21 protein-coding genes and 1 tRNA gene are annotated in these 19,606 nt (G+C 38.7%); 15 read left to right on the forward strand and 7 right to left on the reverse strand.

Going from position 1 to position 19,606, the window contains the following annotated elements; genetic code table 11:
- The 4 genes from ACI6PS_RS13320 to pruA form a co-directional block, all read left to right on the forward strand.
- Positions 1-378: class II fructose-bisphosphate aldolase (locus ACI6PS_RS13320; protein WP_421013060.1), on the forward strand; the 378-nt coding region annotated here is incomplete at its 5' end.
- 75 nt (positions 379-453) lie between these two features.
- On the forward strand, positions 454-1,308 hold the full coding sequence (gene accD, locus ACI6PS_RS13325) for an acetyl-CoA carboxylase, carboxyltransferase subunit beta (RefSeq protein ID WP_421013061.1): 855 nt from the start codon (positions 454-456) through the stop codon (positions 1,306-1,308).
- A gap of 65 nt (positions 1,309-1,373) precedes the next feature.
- Complete coding sequence (locus ACI6PS_RS13330) at positions 1,374-2,000, forward strand: outer membrane beta-barrel protein (protein WP_421013062.1); 627 nt, start codon at positions 1,374-1,376, stop codon at positions 1,998-2,000.
- A 127-nt stretch (positions 2,001-2,127) separates the two neighbouring features.
- A complete protein-coding gene (gene pruA / locus ACI6PS_RS13335; RefSeq protein WP_421013063.1) occupies positions 2,128-3,756 on the forward strand; it encodes an L-glutamate gamma-semialdehyde dehydrogenase in 1,629 nt (542 codons plus the stop codon).
- A gap of 92 nt (positions 3,757-3,848) precedes the next feature.
- Here the strand turns inward: pruA and ACI6PS_RS13340 are convergent, their stop codons facing one another.
- Positions 3,849-4,298 (reverse strand): hypothetical protein, encoded by a 450-nt coding sequence (locus ACI6PS_RS13340; RefSeq protein WP_421013064.1) that lies wholly within the window; start codon positions 4,296-4,298, stop codon positions 3,849-3,851.
- A gap of 159 nt (positions 4,299-4,457) precedes the next feature.
- The gene (rsmG, locus tag ACI6PS_RS13345) at positions 4,458-5,087 is read right to left on the reverse strand and encodes a 16S rRNA (guanine(527)-N(7))-methyltransferase RsmG (RefSeq protein WP_421013065.1); all 630 of its coding nucleotides are present in this window, start codon (positions 5,085-5,087) and stop codon (positions 4,458-4,460) included.
- Positions 5,088-5,229: 142 nt separating this feature from the next.
- Between rsmG and ACI6PS_RS13350 the strand changes: the two genes are divergently transcribed.
- The 3 genes from ACI6PS_RS13350 (at position 5,230) to ACI6PS_RS13360 (ending at position 7,921) form a co-directional block, all read left to right on the forward strand.
- Entirely contained in the window at positions 5,230-6,324 is a 1,095-nt protein-coding gene (locus ACI6PS_RS13350) for a fatty acid desaturase family protein (RefSeq protein ID WP_421013066.1), read from the forward strand.
- Positions 6,325-6,360: 36 nt separating this feature from the next.
- The gene (locus ACI6PS_RS13355) at positions 6,361-7,548 is read left to right on the forward strand and encodes a pyridoxal phosphate-dependent aminotransferase (RefSeq protein WP_421013067.1); all 1,188 of its coding nucleotides are present in this window, start codon (positions 6,361-6,363) and stop codon (positions 7,546-7,548) included.
- Positions 7,549-7,678: 130 nt separating this feature from the next.
- Positions 7,679-7,921: a hypothetical protein gene (locus ACI6PS_RS13360; protein ID WP_421013068.1), complete on the forward strand. Its 243-nt coding sequence runs from the start codon at positions 7,679-7,681 to the stop codon at positions 7,919-7,921.
- 173 nt (positions 7,922-8,094) lie between these two features.
- On the opposite strand, the gene ACI6PS_RS13365 is transcribed toward ACI6PS_RS13360, so the two are convergent.
- Entirely contained in the window at positions 8,095-9,060 is a 966-nt protein-coding gene (locus tag ACI6PS_RS13365; protein WP_421013069.1) for a hypothetical protein, read from the reverse strand.
- Positions 9,061-9,182: 122 nt separating this feature from the next.
- On the opposite strand from ACI6PS_RS13365, the gene purT reads away from it, so the two are divergent.
- The 8 genes from purT (at position 9,183) to ACI6PS_RS13405 (ending at position 16,130) form a co-directional block, all read left to right on the forward strand.
- Positions 9,183-10,352: a formate-dependent phosphoribosylglycinamide formyltransferase gene (purT, locus tag ACI6PS_RS13370; protein ID WP_421013070.1), complete on the forward strand. Its 1,170-nt coding sequence runs from the start codon at positions 9,183-9,185 to the stop codon at positions 10,350-10,352.
- Positions 10,352-10,693, forward strand: a complete 342-nt coding sequence (locus ACI6PS_RS13375) for a DUF6370 family protein (protein WP_421013071.1) — start codon at positions 10,352-10,354, stop codon at positions 10,691-10,693. The genes purT and ACI6PS_RS13375 overlap by 1 nt, the downstream gene beginning before the upstream one ends.
- 233 nt (positions 10,694-10,926) lie before the next feature.
- Positions 10,927-11,601: a response regulator transcription factor gene (locus ACI6PS_RS13380; protein WP_421013072.1), complete on the forward strand. Its 675-nt coding sequence runs from the start codon at positions 10,927-10,929 to the stop codon at positions 11,599-11,601.
- 1 nt (position 11,602) lies between these two features.
- Positions 11,603-12,991 carry a HAMP domain-containing sensor histidine kinase gene (locus tag ACI6PS_RS13385; RefSeq protein ID WP_421013073.1) on the forward strand — a complete coding sequence of 463 codons (1,389 nt, stop codon included), beginning with the start codon at positions 11,603-11,605 and terminating at the stop codon, positions 12,989-12,991.
- A 76-nt stretch (positions 12,992-13,067) separates the two neighbouring features.
- Complete coding sequence (locus ACI6PS_RS13390; RefSeq protein ID WP_421013074.1) at positions 13,068-13,796, forward strand: hypothetical protein; 729 nt, start codon at positions 13,068-13,070, stop codon at positions 13,794-13,796.
- Between the two features lie 44 nt (positions 13,797-13,840).
- A complete protein-coding gene (locus ACI6PS_RS13395; protein WP_421013075.1) occupies positions 13,841-14,791 on the forward strand; it encodes a bestrophin family protein in 951 nt (316 codons plus the stop codon).
- A gap of 246 nt (positions 14,792-15,037) precedes the next feature.
- Positions 15,038-15,754: a MotA/TolQ/ExbB proton channel family protein gene (locus tag ACI6PS_RS13400; RefSeq protein WP_421013076.1), complete on the forward strand. Its 717-nt coding sequence runs from the start codon at positions 15,038-15,040 to the stop codon at positions 15,752-15,754.
- Complete coding sequence (locus tag ACI6PS_RS13405) at positions 15,735-16,130, forward strand: ExbD/TolR family protein (RefSeq protein ID WP_421013077.1); 396 nt, start codon at positions 15,735-15,737, stop codon at positions 16,128-16,130. The genes ACI6PS_RS13400 and ACI6PS_RS13405 overlap by 20 nt, the downstream gene beginning before the upstream one ends.
- Positions 16,131-16,156: 26 nt before the next feature.
- On the opposite strand, the gene ACI6PS_RS13410 is transcribed toward ACI6PS_RS13405, so the two are convergent.
- The 4 genes from ACI6PS_RS13410 to ACI6PS_RS13425 all read right to left on the reverse strand — a co-directional run bounded on the left by ACI6PS_RS13410 (position 16,157) and on the right by ACI6PS_RS13425 (position 19,562).
- Positions 16,157-17,014 (reverse strand): helix-turn-helix domain-containing protein, encoded by an 858-nt coding sequence (locus tag ACI6PS_RS13410; protein WP_421013078.1) that lies wholly within the window; start codon positions 17,012-17,014, stop codon positions 16,157-16,159.
- A gap of 114 nt (positions 17,015-17,128) precedes the next feature.
- On the reverse strand, positions 17,129-18,037 hold the full coding sequence (locus tag ACI6PS_RS13415; RefSeq protein WP_421013079.1) for an alpha/beta fold hydrolase: 909 nt from the start codon (positions 18,035-18,037) through the stop codon (positions 17,129-17,131).
- A 389-nt stretch (positions 18,038-18,426) separates the two neighbouring features.
- The gene (locus tag ACI6PS_RS13420; RefSeq protein WP_421013080.1) at positions 18,427-19,218 is read right to left on the reverse strand and encodes a T9SS type A sorting domain-containing protein; all 792 of its coding nucleotides are present in this window, start codon (positions 19,216-19,218) and stop codon (positions 18,427-18,429) included.
- A 266-nt stretch (positions 19,219-19,484) separates the two neighbouring features.
- Positions 19,485-19,562 (reverse strand) — tRNA-Val (locus tag ACI6PS_RS13425).
- Positions 19,563-19,606 lie beyond the last annotated feature (44 nt).

The following is a 19,606-nucleotide window of genomic DNA, read 5'->3' on the forward strand; positions in this document are numbered from 1 at the left end:
GTGAAATTGACTCCAAAAATCCTTAAGAATTCACAAGATTATGTTCAGAATAAATTCAATACCGGACATAACCCTGTGGATTTTGTTTTTCACGGCGGATCAGGTTCAACTCTTGAGGAAATCAGAGAAGGAATCAGCTATGGTGTGATTAAAATGAATATTGATACGGATCTTCAATTTGCTTTTACAGAAGGTATCCGTGATTATGTTACTAAAAACATCGATTACCTAAAAACTCAAATTGGCAATCCAGAAGGCGAAGAAGTTCCTAACAAGAAATACTACGATCCAAGAAAATGGGTTCGTGAAGGAGAGGTTACTTTCAACACAAGATTAGAGCAGGCTTTCGCCGATTTGAACAACGTAAACACTCTTTAATTATGAGTTATGAGTTATGAGTTATAAGTTTAGGCTTTACTCATAACTCATAACTTTTAACTCATAACTTTAAATATGGCTTGGTTTAAAAGAACAGAAAAAGGAATTACAACCGCAACAGAAGATAAAAAAGATGTTCCTAAAGGTTTATGGTATAAATCTCCGACAGGAAAAATCATTGATGCAGATGAGTTGGCCAGAAACCTATATGTGAGTCCTGAGGACGATTTTCACGTTAGGATTGGCAGCAAGGAATATTTCGAGATTTTGTTTGACAACAACGAATTCAAGGAATTGGATGCTAAGATGACGGCAAAAGATCCTTTGCATTTTGTGGATACAAAAAAATACTCGGAGCGTTTGAAGGATGCCCAAGAGAAAACCAAATTGAAAGACGCGGTTAGAACGGGTGTTGGTTTATCAAAAGGGAAAGAGGTTGTGATTTGCTGTATGGATTTTGCCTTTATCGGCGGCTCTATGGGAGCAGTTGTGGGTGAAAAAATTGCCCGTGGTATTGATTATTCTATCAAGAACAGAGTACCGTTTGTAATGATTTCAAAATCAGGTGGTGCGAGGATGATGGAGGCGGCTTTTTCGTTGATGCAATTAGCGAAGACTTCTGCAAAATTAGCACAGCTTGCTGAAGCTAGAATTCCATACATCTCTTTGTGTACAGATCCTACAACGGGTGGAACAACTGCATCATACGCAATGTTGGGCGATATTAATATTGCTGAACCAGGCGCTTTGATTGGTTTTGCTGGTCCTCGTGTGGTAAAAGACACAACAGGAAAGGATTTGCCTGAAGGCTTCCAGACTTCGGAGTTTTTGTTGGAACATGGCTTCTTGGACTTTATTTCTCCGAGAAAGGAATTGAAAAACAAAATCAACTTGTTTATTGACTTGATTGAGAATAACGAAATTAGATAATTAAAATCCCGATGAGAATCGGGATTTTTTTTTACATAAACATTTGACATAATAGCCCTGATTACATGAAAAAATTATTGATTATACTTTTATTCGGTTTAACCATCAATAAAGCAATCTCACAAAAGCTTTCCTACGGAGTACTGCTGGGAGTAAATGTTTCTGCGAGTGCAAGTAAAGATAGTGGCTCCTTCCTGAATGATGCTGGCGCTACATTTACCAACAGTGGCAACTATGTTGTTCCTAGTTTTGGAGCTTATGCTGAATATAATTTTAGCGAAAGATGGGGATTGAAGACCGAGGTCTTGCTGCACAAAGCGACACTCGAAGCCAACTACAGTCCCGAAGGTCAGTTGAAGATAAATATGTTGGAAATAAGTCCGAACGTTAAATTTGATTTCGGAAATGAGTACCGCAAGGGTGCTTATCTTGTTTTTGGTCCAAGGATAACGCTTCTCAATAAAATAAGCTATGAAGGCAATGAGGTGGATGAGGATTTCACGAAAACCCTCATCGGATTGCAATTGGGAACCGGAACGCGAATCTGTGAGTATTTTGATCTTCAATTCAAACTCAATTATGATTTCACACCTTTTTATGAAAACCCTGCCAACACCAATTCAGATTTTTTTCTAGGTGCAAATCTACACCTGGGCATCGACATTGAACGTTTATTGCATCAAAATAAATAATATCCAGTCCTAGTTGCTAGGCAATCACTCTCCTACTTGTTATTGATTTGGTAAATTTTTCTTATTTCGCCATTGATTTTATATCTTTGTGCAGCAAAATTTTGATCATTTATAAAAATACTTCAATATGTTAAAAGGATTCTTTCACGTACCAAAAGCAGTAAACGAGCCTGTAAAATCGTATGCACCAAACAGCCCTGACAAAAAGGCCGTTTTGGAAGCCTATAAAGCAATGTGGAACTCAAAAATTGATGTGCCACTTTATATCGGTAGCGAGGAAATCAAAACAGGAAACACACGTAACATGACCGCTCCTCACGACCATCAACACGTGGTAGGAACGTATCATTTGGCTGAGAAATCACACATTGAAAAGGCGATTGCCAATGCATTGGAATCTAAAGAGCAATGGGCAAATTTGGCTTGGGAACAACGTGCTGCTATCTTCTTGAAGGCTGCTGAACTTATTGCTGGCCCTTACAGAGCGAGAATCAATGCGGCAACGATGATTGCACAGTCTAAAAATATCTTTCAGGCAGAAATTGATGCTTCTTGTGAGCTGATTGATTTCTTGAGATATAATGTGGAATTCATGACGCAGATCTATAACGACCAACCAAAATCAGATTCGTCTGTTTGGAACCGTTTGGAATACCGTCCGTTGGAAGGATTTGTTTACGCCATTACACCTTTCAATTTTACAGCTATTGCAGCCAATTTGCCTGCAAGTGCCGCAATGATGGGGAACGTTGTGGTTTGGAAACCAAGCGACAGCCAAGTATTTTCTGCAAAAATAATCATTGATGTATTCAAAGAAGCAGGTCTTCCTGATGGTGTCATCAACGTAGTTTTTGGTGATGCACAGATGATCAGTGAGACTGTTTTTGCAAGCCGTGATTTTGCCGGAGTACACTTTACTGGTTCGACTCAAGTATTTAAAGATATTTGGAAAACAATAGGAAACAACATCCACCACTATAAAACCTACCCAAGAATCGTTGGAGAAACGGGTGGTAAGGATTTTATCGTAGCGCATCCAAGTGCGAATGTAAAACAAGTGGTTACTGGTATTGTTCGTGGTGCTTTTGAATTCCAAGGACAGAAATGTTCGGCTGCTTCAAGAGCCTATATTCCACAAAGCTTATGGTCAGCGGTAAAAGAGCAATTGACAAAAGATGTTCAGTCGTTGAAAATGGGTTCTCCGGAAGATTTCGGAAACTTTATTACGGCAGTAATCCACGAAGGTTCTTTTGATAAATTGGCGAGCTATATTGACCAAGCGAAGAAAGACGCTGATGCGGAAATCATCTTGGGAGGTAATTACGATAAATCGAAAGGTTATTTTATTGAGCCAACGGTTATCGTAACGACTAATCCAAAATATACTACCATGGAAACCGAATTATTCGGACCAGTTATTACCATCTACGTTTATGAAGATGCCAAATGGGCGGAAACATTGCAACTAGTGGATGGCACTTCAGAATATGCCTTGACGGGAGCCATCTTCAGTCAAGACCGTTATGCGATTGCGGAAGCTACTGAGGCTTTGAAAAATGCGGCTGGAAACTTCTACATCAACGACAAACCGACTGGTGCCGTTGTAGGAATGCAACCATTTGGTGGAGCAAGAGCTTCGGGAACAAACGACAAAGCGGGTTCAGCCTTGAACTTGTTGCGTTGGGCTTCTCCAAGAACAATTAAAGAAACATTTGTTACTCCTGAGGATTACAGGTATCCGTTTTTGGGAGAATAAATAAAGTTTGGAATTTAGAATTCTGATGCTATCAACAGAAAAGCCGATTCAAAAAATGAATCGGCTTTTTTTATTAAAACAAAAAATGTTATCTATTTGGAAACATCAAACTGTCCATTGGTGATGGTAACGGAAGCTCCATCGTTTACACCTGTAAATGAGAAAGTGCCTTTCATGCGAACTCCTGGTTCCAAAACTGAAAAATTCATTGTGCCTGATTCCGCAATATAGGTTTTGTCTCCAATTACATAACTAACGCTTGGTGAAAAAGCAATGTCTACGTCCTGACCTACTGGAAAATTTTCTGGGAAGATAGCCACTGAAAAATAAGTACTCCTGTCTGCTCCATAGGCAAGTATTCCTTCTGTACCTCCAACAGATAAGTAGGTGATATCGTTGCTACTGAACGCTTCACCGTCAACGGTTGCTGTAAACTGACCATCGTTAGTAATGACTGGATCTCCATCATCTTCAGAAGAACAAGAAACTATACTGATTGTCAATACTAAAAAAGTGGCGATTTTAAATAAATTGTTTTTCATAATTTAAGTTTTTATTTAAGGGTTAATAGGGCAAAGTTCCCCGATTAAGAATTAAAAAAAAATACGCTTTTATTCGTATATTCAATGACTCTGTTTAGAAAAATAAAAAAGCCGAATCTAAAATTAGATTCGGCTTTTTTATTGGATACCTATTTATGTTTATGCTTTAAACTTCAAAGGCAAATGCACTACTTTTTTTGTTTCAAAGAATTCGTCCTTGAAGAAATCTGAGATGTTGTACTCGATTGCTTTTGGGAAATCTTTTAGTTCTTCGGTAAGGTCGCCTCCTTTTAAATAGAGGATTCCGTTTTTGAGTTCGTGTTTGTTTTGTTTTTTGATTTTGTCTTTTATCCAAGAAACGAAATCGGGCATGTTGGTAACGGCACGGCTTACGATGAAATCGAAATCGCCTTTTACATTTTCGGCACGCATCTGTTCTGCTTTTACGTTCTTTAGTTCTAACCCTTCGGCTACGGCCTGCACGACTTTTATCTTCTTTGCAATTACATCAATCAGGTAGAAACGGGTTTCTGGAAAAAGAATGGCCAACGGAATTCCAGGGAAACCACCACCAGTTCCTACGTCTAGCACATAGCTTCCCGGTTCGAACGGTTGTATTTTGGCTATAGCCAAAGAATGCAACACGTGCTTGGTATATAATTCGTCGATGTCCTTGCGGGAAATGACGTTGATTTTTGCATTCCAGTCGTGGTATAATCCCTCGAGTTTTTGAAACTGTTCTTTCTGACTATCAGACAGGTTAGGGAATTGCTTTAGAATTTCTTCCATTTTGATTGTTTTAACTTCCGTATTTGCTTCGGACAACAAAAGTAATGCTTTCGCAATGAAATTTTTAACCTTTTCCTGCGTTTTGCTTATACAATAATATTTATCTTTGAAAACTCAACTTTAGATTAACTTTACATTATATATGAATACCACAATTCCGACTTTTTCCAAACAAGATAGCCTGAAGTTTTTCAGGACGTTGAACACCCGAGTAAACAACTATTTTAAGGAAAATAATATTAAGAAAACAGGTAACTGGAAATTGCATTTGAAAGCCGTTATCATGTTTTTGATTTTTCTAACTCCTTACTTCTTAATCCTGACTTTAGAGATGCCTTTCTGGGTGATGCTTCTGCTTTCGATTGTTATCGGGATTGGGATGGCCGGCGTCGGGATGAACGTGATGCACGACGGTAACCACGGATCGTACTCGAACAAGACCTGGTTGAATAAAATCATGGGAAGCAGTATCTATATTTTGGCTGGAAATGTTTACAACTGGCAGGTGCAGCACAACGTTTTGCACCATACTTACACCAATATCCACGGACATGATGAGGATTTGGATGCAGGAAGAATCATCCGATTTACGAAGGAAGCAGAATGGCACCGATTTCATAAATTTCAACATTATTACTCTGTTTTTCTGTATGGATTGTTGACGTTCAACTGGGCAATTACCACTGATTTCAAACAGATGAGAGCTTATCTAAAAAGAAAATTATCGTATGGAGAGCCACAGAGTCCTACGAAATTATGGACGGTCTTGGTGATTACGAAAATCATTTATGTTTCGGTTTGGTTGGTGCTTCCAATGATTTTGGGCATCACTTGGTGGAAAGTATTGATTGGCTTTTTTGTGATGCACTACACGGCTGGATTGATCCTGAGCATTGTTTTCCAGTTGGCACACGTTGTGGATGAAACTACAAATCCTGTTCCGAATGAAGAGGGAGAAATCGAAAATACTTGGGCTATCCACCAATTGTATACTACTGCGAATTTTGCTCCAAAGAACAGAATCGTAAATTGGTTTACAGGAGGATTGAACCACCAAATTGAACATCATATTTTCCCTCATATCAGTCACGTTCATTACGGAAAAATAGCAGAAATTGTGAAGGAAACTGCCAAAGAATGCAATCTTCCGTATCATGAATTCAAGACGATGCGAGGAGCGGTTATCGCACACTTCAAACACTTAAGGGATCTGGGGCAACAGCCTGCAATTGCTTAAATCAAACTACAAAAACAAAACTACAAACCAAATTCAATGAATACTCATTTATCGGACAGAATTAACAGCTTATCAACTTCGCAAACCTTGGCAATGGCGGCATTGGCAAGAGAATTAAAAGCACAAGGAAAAGACATCATCAGTTTAAGTTTGGGAGAACCGGACTTTAACACGCCTGACTTCATCAAGGAAGCGGCAAAGAAAGCCATCGACGAGAACTGGAGCACTTACTCCCCTGTTGACGGCTATGTTGAATTGAAGGAAGCTATCTGCAGAAAATTTAAAAGAGACAATAATTTAGATTACAAACCGGGAAACATCGTGGTTTCTACAGGTGCGAAACAAGCCTTATACAACATTGCGCAAGTAATGCTGAACGATGGGGACGAAGTAATCCTTCCGGCTCCTTACTGGGTGAGTTATTTTGAAATCGTGAAAATGGCTGGTGGTATTCCTGTGGAAGTGCCTACTTCTGTGGAAAGTGATTTTAAAATTACACCTGCACAATTGGAAGCGGCGATTACGCCAAAAACAAAAATGATCTGGTACAGCTCGCCTTGCAACCCTAGTGGTTCGGTTTACAGCCGTGAGGAATTGACTGCGCTATCAAAAGTTTTGGAAAAGCATCCGAATATTTTTGTGGTTTCGGATGAAATCTACGAGCACATTAACTTTTCGGGAACGTTTTGCAGTATTGCTTCGATTCCTGGGATGTTTGACAGAACGATTACCGTGAACGGTGTGGCAAAAGCATTTGCGATGACGGGATGGAGAATTGGTTATATTGGTGCGCCGGAATTTATCGCAAAAGCGTGTACGAAAATGCAAGGACAGGTAACGAGCGGTGCGAACTCTATTGCACAAAGAGCTACGATTACTGCTGTTGATGCAGATCCAAGTGTGCTGAACGACATGGTTGCGGCTTTTAAAGGACGTAGGGATTTGGTTGTTGGATTGATCAACGACATTCCTGGATTGAGATTGAATGTTCCTGAAGGTGCGTTTTATGTTTTCCCTGATGTTTCTTCTTATTTTGGAAAGACTTTGAGAGGAACTGAGATTAAAAATGCAGATGATTTTTCGATGTATCTTTTGGCGGAAGCCAATGTGGCGACTGTAACGGGAGATGCTTTTGGGAATCCGAACTGTATTCGTTTTTCTTACGCGACAAGCGAAGAATTACTTACTGAAGCTTTGAGAAGAATTAAGGAAGCTTTGGCATAAATTCAAATTAAACCATTAAGGGATTAAGCTTGATTAAGCTTTAACCTGATTTATAATAGCCCCGGAGTTGATTGATTTCGGGGCTTTTTTTTGTTTTTTTAATGCTATCGGGTGTTTTTAATTTTGTAAGATGTTTTTAAATTTTTGTAGTAGCGATTGCAACAATGTAAGTAGCGACAGCAAGAATGTAAGTAGCGATTACAACAATGCAAGTAGCGACAGCAAGAATGTAAGTAGCGAATACAACAATGCAAGTAGCGATTGCAACAATGTAAGTAGCGATTGCAAGAATGTAAGTAGGGATTGCAAGAATGTAAGTAGTGACTGCAAGAATGTATGTAGCGATTGCAATAATGCAAGTATGGATTGCTAAAATGTAAATAGCGACGGTAAGAATATCAACAGGGAATGGAGCAATACATTGTTATTTGCCACAGATTAAAAGGATTAATGGATTTTTCGCGGATTGGGTTTATGGATTTTGTGGTTGACTTTCAGTAGAATCTCTCGCAAAGACGCAAATACTCGAGAAAAAAGCACTGTGGATCAATAACCCGAAAAAGTGTAGCCGATGCCTACGTTTAGGAAAGGATATTCTTTTTCGTTTTTATAGACCATCGGGCGGGTGATACGCTCCCATTTTGTGATGTTGCTGAAGACATTCCTGTAATAGGTGAGCTGGCCTTTTGGGGCTTCGACGAGGGCGTAGTTTGGAAGGATGATTTTTACTTTCTTCTTTTTGTCGAATTCTTGGATGACGTAGGGCATTTCGGGTTGGTAGTTGCCCTGCTTGTTTGTTTTTCCGATGATGGTGAAGGTAACAAACAGGCCATCGTCTGGCATCTCGATTTCCTGATCGAAATTGACGGTTATCTGATCTTTTATCGTATTGGACTGGATAACTACTTTTTTCTCGAAATCGTTCAGTTTTTTATCCGGGAGCTGATTGGCATTGGTCATAAAGGCGATGTTGACCATTGTTCCGTAAGGATTGGTTTCAAATGGATCTTCTGCCATGCCTTGGTGAATGTCCTTTACTATGAGGGGAATGGTAATGGATTTCAGAATGCCGTCTTTTTTAGTATTTGGAATATAAAAAGCATACTGCTGCCCTATTGACGACCAATACATCTTGTTGATGTTGTCGTGGAGCTGGGGTTTTACGGTAAAGTCTTTTCGCTTTCCGTTGCCTTTTTTATTGACTACTTTGACTTCGCTGAGCGCATTGGCTTCGGGTTGCAGGAAAATAATCGGATTGGTTAATTTATCTAAAGCAACTTCTTTAGAAGCATAGCCCATGTAGGTAATCTTTATGGTTTTTGGTGCATCCTTTTCCAAAGTCACTTGTCCGTTATCATCTGTAAACAGACCGAAACCGTTCAGTAGATTGATGCTGGCGTAGGGCAATGCTTCGTTGGTTAGGGAGTCTTTGATGGTGAGGCGTCGTTGCTGGGCCGAAATTCCGACAGCAAGAAAAAGTAATGGTATCAGGAAGCGTAATTTATGGTTCATTCACAGTGAATTGAGGGTTGTTGAAATTTGTTTTCACTATAACTTATAAAACCAATGTAATCGTATATTTCTTGTCCAAAACTTTTAATCTTTCTACCTTTAAAGCTTCAAACAACACACAAATGCAAAAGAAAATATTATTACTCGGTTCGGGAGAATTAGGGAAGGAATTCGTGATTGCGGCACAACGCATCGGACAAACCGTGATTGCGGTTGACAGTTATGAAAACGCCCCTGCGATGCAAGTTGCCCATGGATTTGAAGTCATCAACATGCTTGATGGCGAGGCTTTGGACAAAATTGTTGCCAAGCATCGACCGGACTTTATTGTGCCGGAAATTGAGGCAATCCGTACGGAACGTTTTTATGATTATGAAAAACAAGGCATCACGGTAGTACCATCTGCGAAAGCGGCAAATTTCACGATGAATAGAAAGGCTATCCGAGATCTGGCTTCGAAGGAACTGGGACTGAAAACAGCGAATTATAGATATGCCACCTCAGCCGAAGAACTGCAAAAAGCGGTTCAGGAAGTGGGTATGCCATGCGTGGTAAAGCCTTTGATGTCGTCGAGCGGAAAAGGACAATCGACCATCAAAACGCTGGAAGATATTGAGAAAGCTTGGAGCTATGCCGTAGAAGGATCGCGTGGCGATGTTGTAGAGGTAATTGTAGAAGCTTTTGTAAAATTCAATTCTGAAATTACACTTTTGACGATTACGCAGAACAACAACCCGACGCTTTTTTGTGCACCAATTGGACACCGACAAGAACGCGGTGATTATCAAGAAAGCTGGCAACCTGCAAGAATTTCGGACAAGGATTTATTTGAAGCACAGGATATGGCCGAAAAAGTGACGGAAGCGCTTGGCGGTGCGGGTATTTTTGGTGTGGAATTTTTCCTGGCGGACGACGGCGTTTATTTCTCTGAATTGTCGCCTCGACCACACGACACCGGGATGGTGACCTTGGCAGGAACGCAGAATTTCAACCAGTTTGAATTGCACCTTCGTACGATTTTGAGCCTTCCGATTTTTGAAATAAAATTGGAAAAGCATGGTGCGAGTGCTGTTATTTTGGCTTCAGAAAATTCTTCCCATCCAAACTATGAAGGTTTGGATAAAATTGCCGGACTGCCTAAAACAGATTTCCGTATCTTTGGGAAACCAACTACCCGACCTTACCGAAGAATGGGCGTTGCACTGACAAATGACACGCTGGAAACGGCAGTTGAAGAAATTGTAGAACGAGCCAAAGAGGCATCGAAATTAATAACCATAACGTACAACTAATGAAAAATATAATGACCATTGCATTGTTCCTGCTTGCTTTTGGAGCGAATGCGCAAGACAAAAAAATTACGAAACCACAAGTTGTGGAAGCTTCCTGCGGACAATGCAACTTTGGAATGAAGGACAAAAAAGGGTGTGACTTGGCCGTGAAGATTGACGGGAAGCCTTATTTTGTAGATGGAACGAGCCTTGATGATCACGGCGATGCCCATGCAAAAGATGGTTTTTGCTCGAAAGTGCGTCACGCAGAAGTTACGGGAGAAGTGAAAGACAACCGTTTTGTGGCGAGTTCTTTTACATTATTGTCCGAAAAGCAGGCTAAAAAAGCGAAGAAGAAATAGTCATTCCTTTAGACAAATCTTAAAAAAAGCGGCTGTAAATAGTCGCTTTTTGTATTTAGGTGCGTAACGCCTTGTTTATTAATAAAAAATAATGAGAATAATTCCGATATCTTAGAAAACAGATTTCCATCCTTAAGAATCTCTTAAAAATGCAATGCGTTGTTGATGGTTTTGCATATTTTTAAGAAATCTATAACTACTTTTGTCTTCTTATTCCAAACTTTTTTCTGCTTATGAAGTTGCTCGTTGTTGAAGATGAACCAAACTTATTATCCATTATTAGGAAAGGACTCTCCGAGAACAATAACGAAGTGAGTGTTGCGATGGACGGCAGAACGGCTTTGGAAATGATCCAGGAACACAATTTTGACGTAGTGATTCTGGACATTATGATTCCCGAAATCAACGGGATTGAGATTTGCAGAAGATTGAGAGCTGCTAAAAACTTTGTTCCTATTTTGCTGCTGACTGCTTTGGGGACGACTGAAAATGTCGTAACGGGATTGAATGCTGGTGCAGATGATTATATGGCAAAGCCTTTTAAATTTACCGAACTTGAAGCACGAATAGCGGCCTTGGCCCGTAGAGCTACACAAGACAACAAACCGAATGACATTATTACTATTGACGATTTGGAAATTGACGGACGTTCGAAATCAGTTAAACGCAATGGTGATGGTATTGTCTTGACGGCAAAGGAATTCAAACTCCTGTATTATATGGCGAAGAACTCAGGAATGATCTTGTCGCGTGAAAAAATATTGGACAATGTTTGGGACATCAATTTCGACATGAATACCAATGTGGTGGATGTTTATATCAACTACTTGCGAAAAAAAATAGACAAACCTTACGAAACCAACCTCATCCAAACTATAAAAGGTCTGGGCTATGTACTAAAATCCTGATATGCAAATTCGAAAAAAAATTACGGTAACCTATATCGCGCTTTCGTGTTTCAGTACATTACTGTTGAGCATAGTGGTTTTCTTTTTGTTTAAACAAAACAATCAATATTATTTCCTAAAAAGGCTTCACGATCGGGCCAAGATTGCCGCATCTATTCACTATCAAGAAGATGCTGTGAAGGCAAAATACTTTCAGGATTTCAAGAATGAAGGTCTGGAAGAATTGATTGAGGAAAAGAATTATGTACTGAAAATAAACGGTGAGAATAGTTTTGAATACAACACTGAACTTCACCTTCAACCTGAATTTTATCAGGAAGTAATGAAAAATGGCTCTGGCTGGACCGAAGAAAACCACGTTTATCATTATGGCCAAGTCTTTGTAGAATCTGGACAAAAATATATGGTGATTGTGAGTGCCAAAGACCGCCGCGGTAATACGAGCGCCATCTATATTACGCAGATATTGGTTTTTGGCGGGATTGCTTTTATCTTTTTGGCTTACTTTTTTGGACGGTTCTTGGCGAAACAATTCATCAACCCTGTTTCGAGGATTACAAAAGAGGTGAAACGCATCAGTGCTTCTAATTTGCACAACCGTCTTCCGGATGTGGATAATTCGGATGAAATTGCCGATTTGACAAGGACTTTCAATGACATGCTGGACCGACTGGAAACCTCATTTGAGATCCAGGCGAACTTTATCAATAATGCGTCGCACGAATTGAAAACCCCTATCACAACCATCATTGCCGAGAGCGAAATCATGCTTTTGAAAGAGCGCGCGGTTGAAGATTATGTCGAATCGTTGGAAAACATCCACAAGCAGGCTTCCAAATTGGGCAACCTTACAGAAGGATTGCTCAAGCTTACCCAAACGGGGTATGACGGGAACAAGCAGGTACTCGATATTGCCCGAATTGATGATTTGCTATTGGACGTCAAGGCCGATGTGGATAAGATCTATCCGAACAACCGTGTGAACATTAAACTTGGGAATCTTCCTGATGATGTGCACTTATTGAATATTCCTTGCAACAAACCATTGCTGGAGCTTGCCTTGAACAACATTATTTCGAACGGTGTAAAATATTCTGACAATGATGAAGTTTTTGTTTCTCTTTTGGCAGAGAAAAATAAAATCAAAGTTACGATTACGGATATTGGGATTGGGATTCCGCCTGAGGATATTCCGCACTTATATGAGCCTTTCTTCCGCGGAAAAATTGCTTCCAAATATACCGGTTATGGCTTAGGACTTCCTTTGGCCATGAAAATCATCCGAATGCACAATGGTGAAATCCAGGTTCAGTCTGAAACCGGAAAGGGAACCGTTGTCACGATTATCTTCCATAAAGTCAACATTAAAAATTCTAATGTGAAATCTTAGAAAGTTCTAATCTTAGATTAAGGTTGCTCTAAAGTAGCAACAGTTAATTTGTATGTATAAATAAAAAGCTATACATATGAAAAATTTACTGATCCCTACCATTCTAGAAGCCGATACTATCAATGCTGTAAAAACGGCATTAAAACAATCAAAAGATGAGCCAACTACCATCATGCTTATGCTTGTGGCTGATGTTCCCGATACGGATTCGGCTGCTTTTTTCTTACGAAGCGTAAAAAGCGAAATGACCTCTTCTCAAAAGAAAGTTCTCAACGACATTAGAACAATCATTAATGAGGCGGGCACCAACTGCACTTTAAAAATCCATACTCAATACGGCGTTTCTTCACCATTGATTAAAAACCTGATTGAATTCCACAAGATCGGCCTTACGATTCTCACTCCATCTTATAAAGCGTGTACTAAAAAAATACAGATTCAATGCCTGCAACTTTTATGCAATTGCAAATCGCCAATATTGCATCTGACAGAAAATTGCGATGAAAAAGATTTGTCGAAAGCTCTGTATTTGGAAAAAACAAAATCAAAATATCAGGCAGAAGATTTACAGCAATTGATTCAGAATGAATTTGACTGCACAATTGTGAGTCAGGCAAAAATTCAAGAAAGTCAGGTTGCAGAAGACATGACAGCGATGTTGGCAGATGCGATTTCCAAGAATCAAATCAGCCTGTTGATTGAAACAAGAAAACCCGAAAAGGTATCGTTCAAGAAGAAAAAGGATACCACCATCAATGAAGTGCTTGGACTCCCTGTGCTTTCGGTTTATGAAGAGTTGGTCTAAAACTTAGTTTTCGTCCAATAGTATTCACCTTAAAATTACACTATATGCTATTGAATAAGAAAATCCCAATGAAATATGTCTTGGGAAAAATAAAATACGAACTGGTACTGGTTTTACTCTATGTGATTGCATTTGAAGTAGCCCACTCCTATTTTGAAGCGAATGCCTTGAACATTCCCATTGCAATTCCTACCATTATTGGTACGATTATCTCCTTGTTGCTGGCTTTCAAGTCCAATCAGGCCTATGACCGATGGTGGGAAGCACGTATTATCTGGGGAGCAATCGTAAATGATTCCCGAACCGTTGTTAGACAGGTGATTACCTTTTATAAAGATCCCGACTTTTCTGTAGAGGCAAATGAATTCAAGGAAAAATTCGCAAAAAGACAGGCGGCCTGGTGTTACAGCCTAGGGCAATCGCTTAGAGGAAAAGACCCGATCAAGCCGATAAAAGATTTGCTAACCGCTGATGAATTGCGCTTTGTCAAGAAACACAAACACGTTCCGAATGCACTACTTTTATTGCACTCAAAAGATTTAAGAACTGCCAGCCAGAACGGTCTTTTGAACGTTTATCAGCAGGTTGAAATTGACAATACCCTTACACGATTGTGTGATGGAATGGGAAAATGTGAGCGTATAAAGAATACGGTTTTCCCTACAACGTATAGCATGTACATCCGTTTTACGCTGTGTCTTTTCTTGATCTTGCTTCCTTTCGGATTGAACGATTTGGTTGGATGGTTGCAAATTCCACTGGTGACTACAATTGGTGTTGCGTTCTTCCTGATTGAAAAAATGGCAATCCATTTGCAAGACCCTTTTGAAAGCCGACCAACCGATACGCCGGTGACAACGATTTCAAACAATATCGAGAAAAACCTGATGCAGATGGTGAACGAATACAGAGATGAATTTGAGGAGGAAAAACTTCAGGCGCTTACCAATGAGCATGTTATCGCTCCGGTAAAAAACACCTACTTTGTCTTATAATCTTGAAAACAGTTTAGGATATGTTTATATAGTGGTTTATTTAATTTAATCTGTTTGCAAAACTCCATTAGAAATAATGGAGTTTTTTATTTTGTCTACTTTTTCTACATCCCGTGGTAGAGGGCACTATATTTTAAAAACTTTCGTTATAATTTTAAGCTGCATAAAAAAAGGTTATTTTTGTGTACATTTGAAAAAATTCCTATTTAAAAAGAACAGATTTAAAATTAACACCGCGCATTATTTATGACATTTTCAACGATTTTATTGCAAGCAGATACTATTGCAAAAGCCACTACAGACACTATCATTGAAGGAGTTGCCACCAACCAAGAAATGACCTTGTTCAGTTTCTTAATGAAGGGTGGAGCATTTCTTATTCCGATTATCATCCTGCTTTTTTATACCATTTATTTGATTTTTGAACGTTATCTGTCCATCAAAAAAGCAGTAAAGCATGATGTCTTGTTGATAAAAGATGTTAGAATGCAGCTTAATGCTGGAAATATGGACGCGGCAGTTTCACTGTCTGAAAGATCATCTTCAGCTGAAGGGAATGTTTTGAAAGAAGGAATTCTAACTATCGGTCGTCCAATTTCTGAAATTGAAGCCAATATGGAAAGGGCTGCAAATATTGAAATTGGCGAAATGGAAAAACGCATGGGTCACTTGGGTCTTATTGCCGGTATTGCACCAACACTTGGTTTCGTTGGAACAATTTCTGGGGTAATCAAGATTTTCTACAGTATCTCGGTTACGGAAAACATCAGTATCGGAAATATTTCTGGTGGTTTGTATGAAAAAATGATCAGTAGTGGTGCGGGTCTCGTTGTAGGTATCATTGCCTATGCCGCCTACCACCTTTTCAACGGAATGATTGATGGTTTCTCGTTGAATATTCAAAAACAAATATTAGAATTCGTAAACATAATCCAAAGACCTCATGGCGATAAAACGAAATAGAAGATTCCATGCGGAAGTGGCCACTTCGTCCCTGAGTGACATTATGTTTTTCCTTTTGTTGTTTTTCCTTATCATTTCAACATTGGCGAATCCAAATGTCATCAAGATGACGCTTCCAAAATCGGAACAAAATGAAAAGACAAACAAGCAACACATCAGCTTGTCGGTTTCTGAAGACAAACAATATTTTGTGGACAAACAACAGGTGAATTTCGAAGAACTTGAAACGGCACTACTGACGAAGATGGGCGACACAAAAGACCAGACTGTTATTGTAAGAATTCCTTATAACCTGCAAGTACAGGATCTTGTTGACCTGCTCCAGATTGGGGTAAAGAACAATCTCAAGTTTGTGATTGCAACTAATAAAAAATAAAAATGATGAAAGGTTTTGCTTCCAAATCAATTTTCAGAAAGAAATTTTGTCCTGAAACTTGTTGGCGTTTCGCCAGTCTTTTGAACAAAAAGCCTACTGAAATAAGCCGGATCTTCATATCCTAACATATAAGCAATTTCTTTTGAAGTTAACTTTGTATGAGCAAGTAACCGTTTGGCTTCTAATATAATTCTATTTTTGATTACATCATTTGGCTGTGGCAGGTTGAGGCGCTTGAACCGATGAGTAATTGTTTTTGGAGCCATATACAGAAGTTCTGCATAATCGGAAACGTTGTGTTTTTGTTTGTAATGCTCTTCTATCAGCATTGTAAATTTCCTAAAAAACTCCAGATCATTGTTCTGCTGGACCAGCGTGGTATTCAGATTTTGTTTTTTCCAAAGGCGTGCCGACTTAATGAATACCTGCTTCAAGTATGTTCGAATCATTTCTTCCCGAGAGGTATCCTCTAAACCAAATTCATGTGCCATTTGACCAAAAATGGAAGTGAAGAAAGGGATTTCGTCTGATTGAAGTATTACCATCGGCATGTTGTGGATATTATTAAACAGCAATCCATCACAGGCCACTTCTTCATCATGAATTTGGATACAGTAGAAATCACGGTTGTAAAAAACAAAATAGCCTTCTTCAGGTCCTGACATTTTTATTTCTAGATGTTGATTTGGACTTACAAAAAACAAAGAAGGCTGTTTTACTTTGTGATGTGTAAGATCTACTTGCAGTTCAAAACCTGGCGTAAGCAATAGTACTTTTATGTATTGGCTATACGTTTCGCTATTTATAGCAGGCAAACTTTTCTCGTTAAGAGGTATGAGTCCGAGGGTTTTTAAATCGCTTCTAAATACTTGTTCCAATATCATTTATAAAAAATTAAAGCTAAAATTACACATTTAATTACAACTAAACGAGCAAGAATTTCTATTCTAAAAAAATAGCAGAACAATTATTTGTTCTGCTATTTTTCACTGATACATTTATTTTCTTGCAAATTTTTCAAGTTCGCTGTTGAATTTCGAAGCTTCTTCTACAAACAATGCGTGTCCACTATTTTCAAATTTTACAATGTAAGAATCCTTGATTCCTTTGTGAAGCTCTTCTGCAAATGTAAAATCACATAATTTATCTTGAGTTCCATGAAAAATGGCTACTGGAATTTTGATTTTTGCCAATTCAGGACGTAAATCAACATTGCTGAGTGCCGTAATTGATTGGGTAACTGCATAAGGCCAAGCTTGAAGGTTGATGTTTTCCAACCACTTTTCTACATTTTTAGAGATGTTACCTTCTTTCGCTGGGAACAATGCTCCAAAACTTGCGATTAAATCCTGTCGACCTGTCAGAGTTGCTTGGATAACACCCTCTACAGCATCTTTGGTAAGTCCGTACGGAAAGCCGTCTCGTTGTATCCATGAAGGTGCAGCAGCTCCAAACAGAGCCAACTTGCTTACATGGGCCGCATTGTATTTGGTAATATAGTGGATTACAACTGCACCGCCCATCGAAAAGCCTCCCAATGTGGCATCTTCAATCTTTAATTTTTCAAGCACCACTTTGATATCATCGGAGAATACATCAAAATCATATCTACCATAAGGTCTATCTGATTGACCAAAACCTCTCAACGTGATACCGATGACACGGAACCCTTTGCTTGCAAGATATTGATATTGATACTCATACATCGCATCACTCAATGGCCAGCCATGAATTAGAACAATAGGTTTTCCTTCTCCAATATCGGTTACGTGTAATTTCACACCTTTTTCAACTTCAATATACTCAGCTCTTCCCAATGAAGCTGGCACTCTTTTCCCTTGAGCAATACTAGTTTGACTAAATACTAAACTCATAACTAAAACGGTTGTTGCAATAATTGATTTCATTTTTTTGATTTTTAAATGTTTATAAAATTTGATACTGCAAAGATGGGGCAATAACTAGCGTGAAGAAATGGACAAAGGTGGACAGGTATTGTATAATTTTCCCTGTGATAGAAAATTTCATAATTTCAGCACAAAACAAAAAAAAACTCCAACATTTCTGTTGAAGTTTTGTGGACGATGAAGGGTTCGAACCCCACCTTCCCGATGAAAAATACAGATGCCTTAAACCGCTTCGCCATCTAAGCTGCAAATCGGCAACCTTCGCTGTAAAGCCTTTGCTATTTTTGATTGTGCACAATTATAAACAAAAATTCCATTATATCCCAAAACAAAAAACTCCTCAGTTTCCTGAAGAGTTTTTTGTTGAATTTCAATTTTGGTTTAGCAACTTACTCTTTGATGATTTTAAAAGTCTTCGCTTCTTGATCACTAAATAGTTTTACGATATATACGCCAGAAGCAAAATTAGTAACATCTACGTTTACTTCGGAACCTAAATCTTGACCTGCATACATTTCTTGACCCAATTGATTGTAAATTTGCATACTACCAATTTCAGATTTATAGGAAACCGTCAGAGTATTTTTTGCTGGTACAGGATGAATGGATAACGATTTCGCATCAAAAGCAGGACTACTTAGGTTACTAACGTTTAGACTAAAGTCTAAAGCTTGACCAAATCCTGGAAAATCACCCAATCCAAATGCATCCATTGAAATGGCACAAGGGTTTATAATTGCAGGTGATTCCTCATCTCCATATATTTTTGTAATACGAATGCGTTTTGTACCGTTACTGGTATTTGCTGGTACGGAAAGATCTAACTCAACAAAGATATCGTCATTCCCATCTGAATTCGACAGCGTTCCCATCTCATAGATTTCTCCATCATCATCTAAAACGCCATTATTGTTCCAATCTATAAATGCTAAGATACTAGTATCAAATTCTCCATAAGTGTTTCCATAAACTTTAAGGGAGTAGGTCTGGCCTGGAGTTACAGTAACGAGAGTTGAAGTAAAATCAACCAGCGGATCATCAGCATTAGTATTATTGATCACATCATTATTTTCGAAACTCACTGTTGTGATTTCTTCAACGGTTACCTCATCTGCATCTGTAATGGCACAATAAGGACTTGGGAAATTTTGCGCATTTAAAGCTGTAGTGAAAATGGCCAATAAGAAAGTAATTTTTTTCATGAATTTTTAAATTTAGTTTAATGTAAACAATTTACGATGATTCCATTTAAACCAATATATTTTCATTTTTTTTTTAACTACAACTTATGATAAAAATATACTATGGTAAAAAAATATTAAGATATATTGAACCTTCTCCGAAATTCAAAAGTTACCGTCCATATTTGGCTAAAAAATATTTAATCAAAATACTCCATTAATTCAAAACAAAAAACTCCTCAGTTTCCTGAAGAGTTTCTAAATTATGGTGGGCGATGAGGGGTTCGAACCCCCGACCCCCTCGGTGTAAACGAGGTGCTCTGAACCAGCTGAGCTAATCGCCCTATTTTAGCAACTTCGTTTCCGTTATTGCGTGTGCAAATATAAG

The sequence above is a fragment of the Flavobacterium sp. PLA-1-15 genome, assembly GCF_049060005.1.
Taxonomy (GTDB): Bacteria; Bacteroidota; Bacteroidia; order Flavobacteriales; family Flavobacteriaceae; genus Flavobacterium.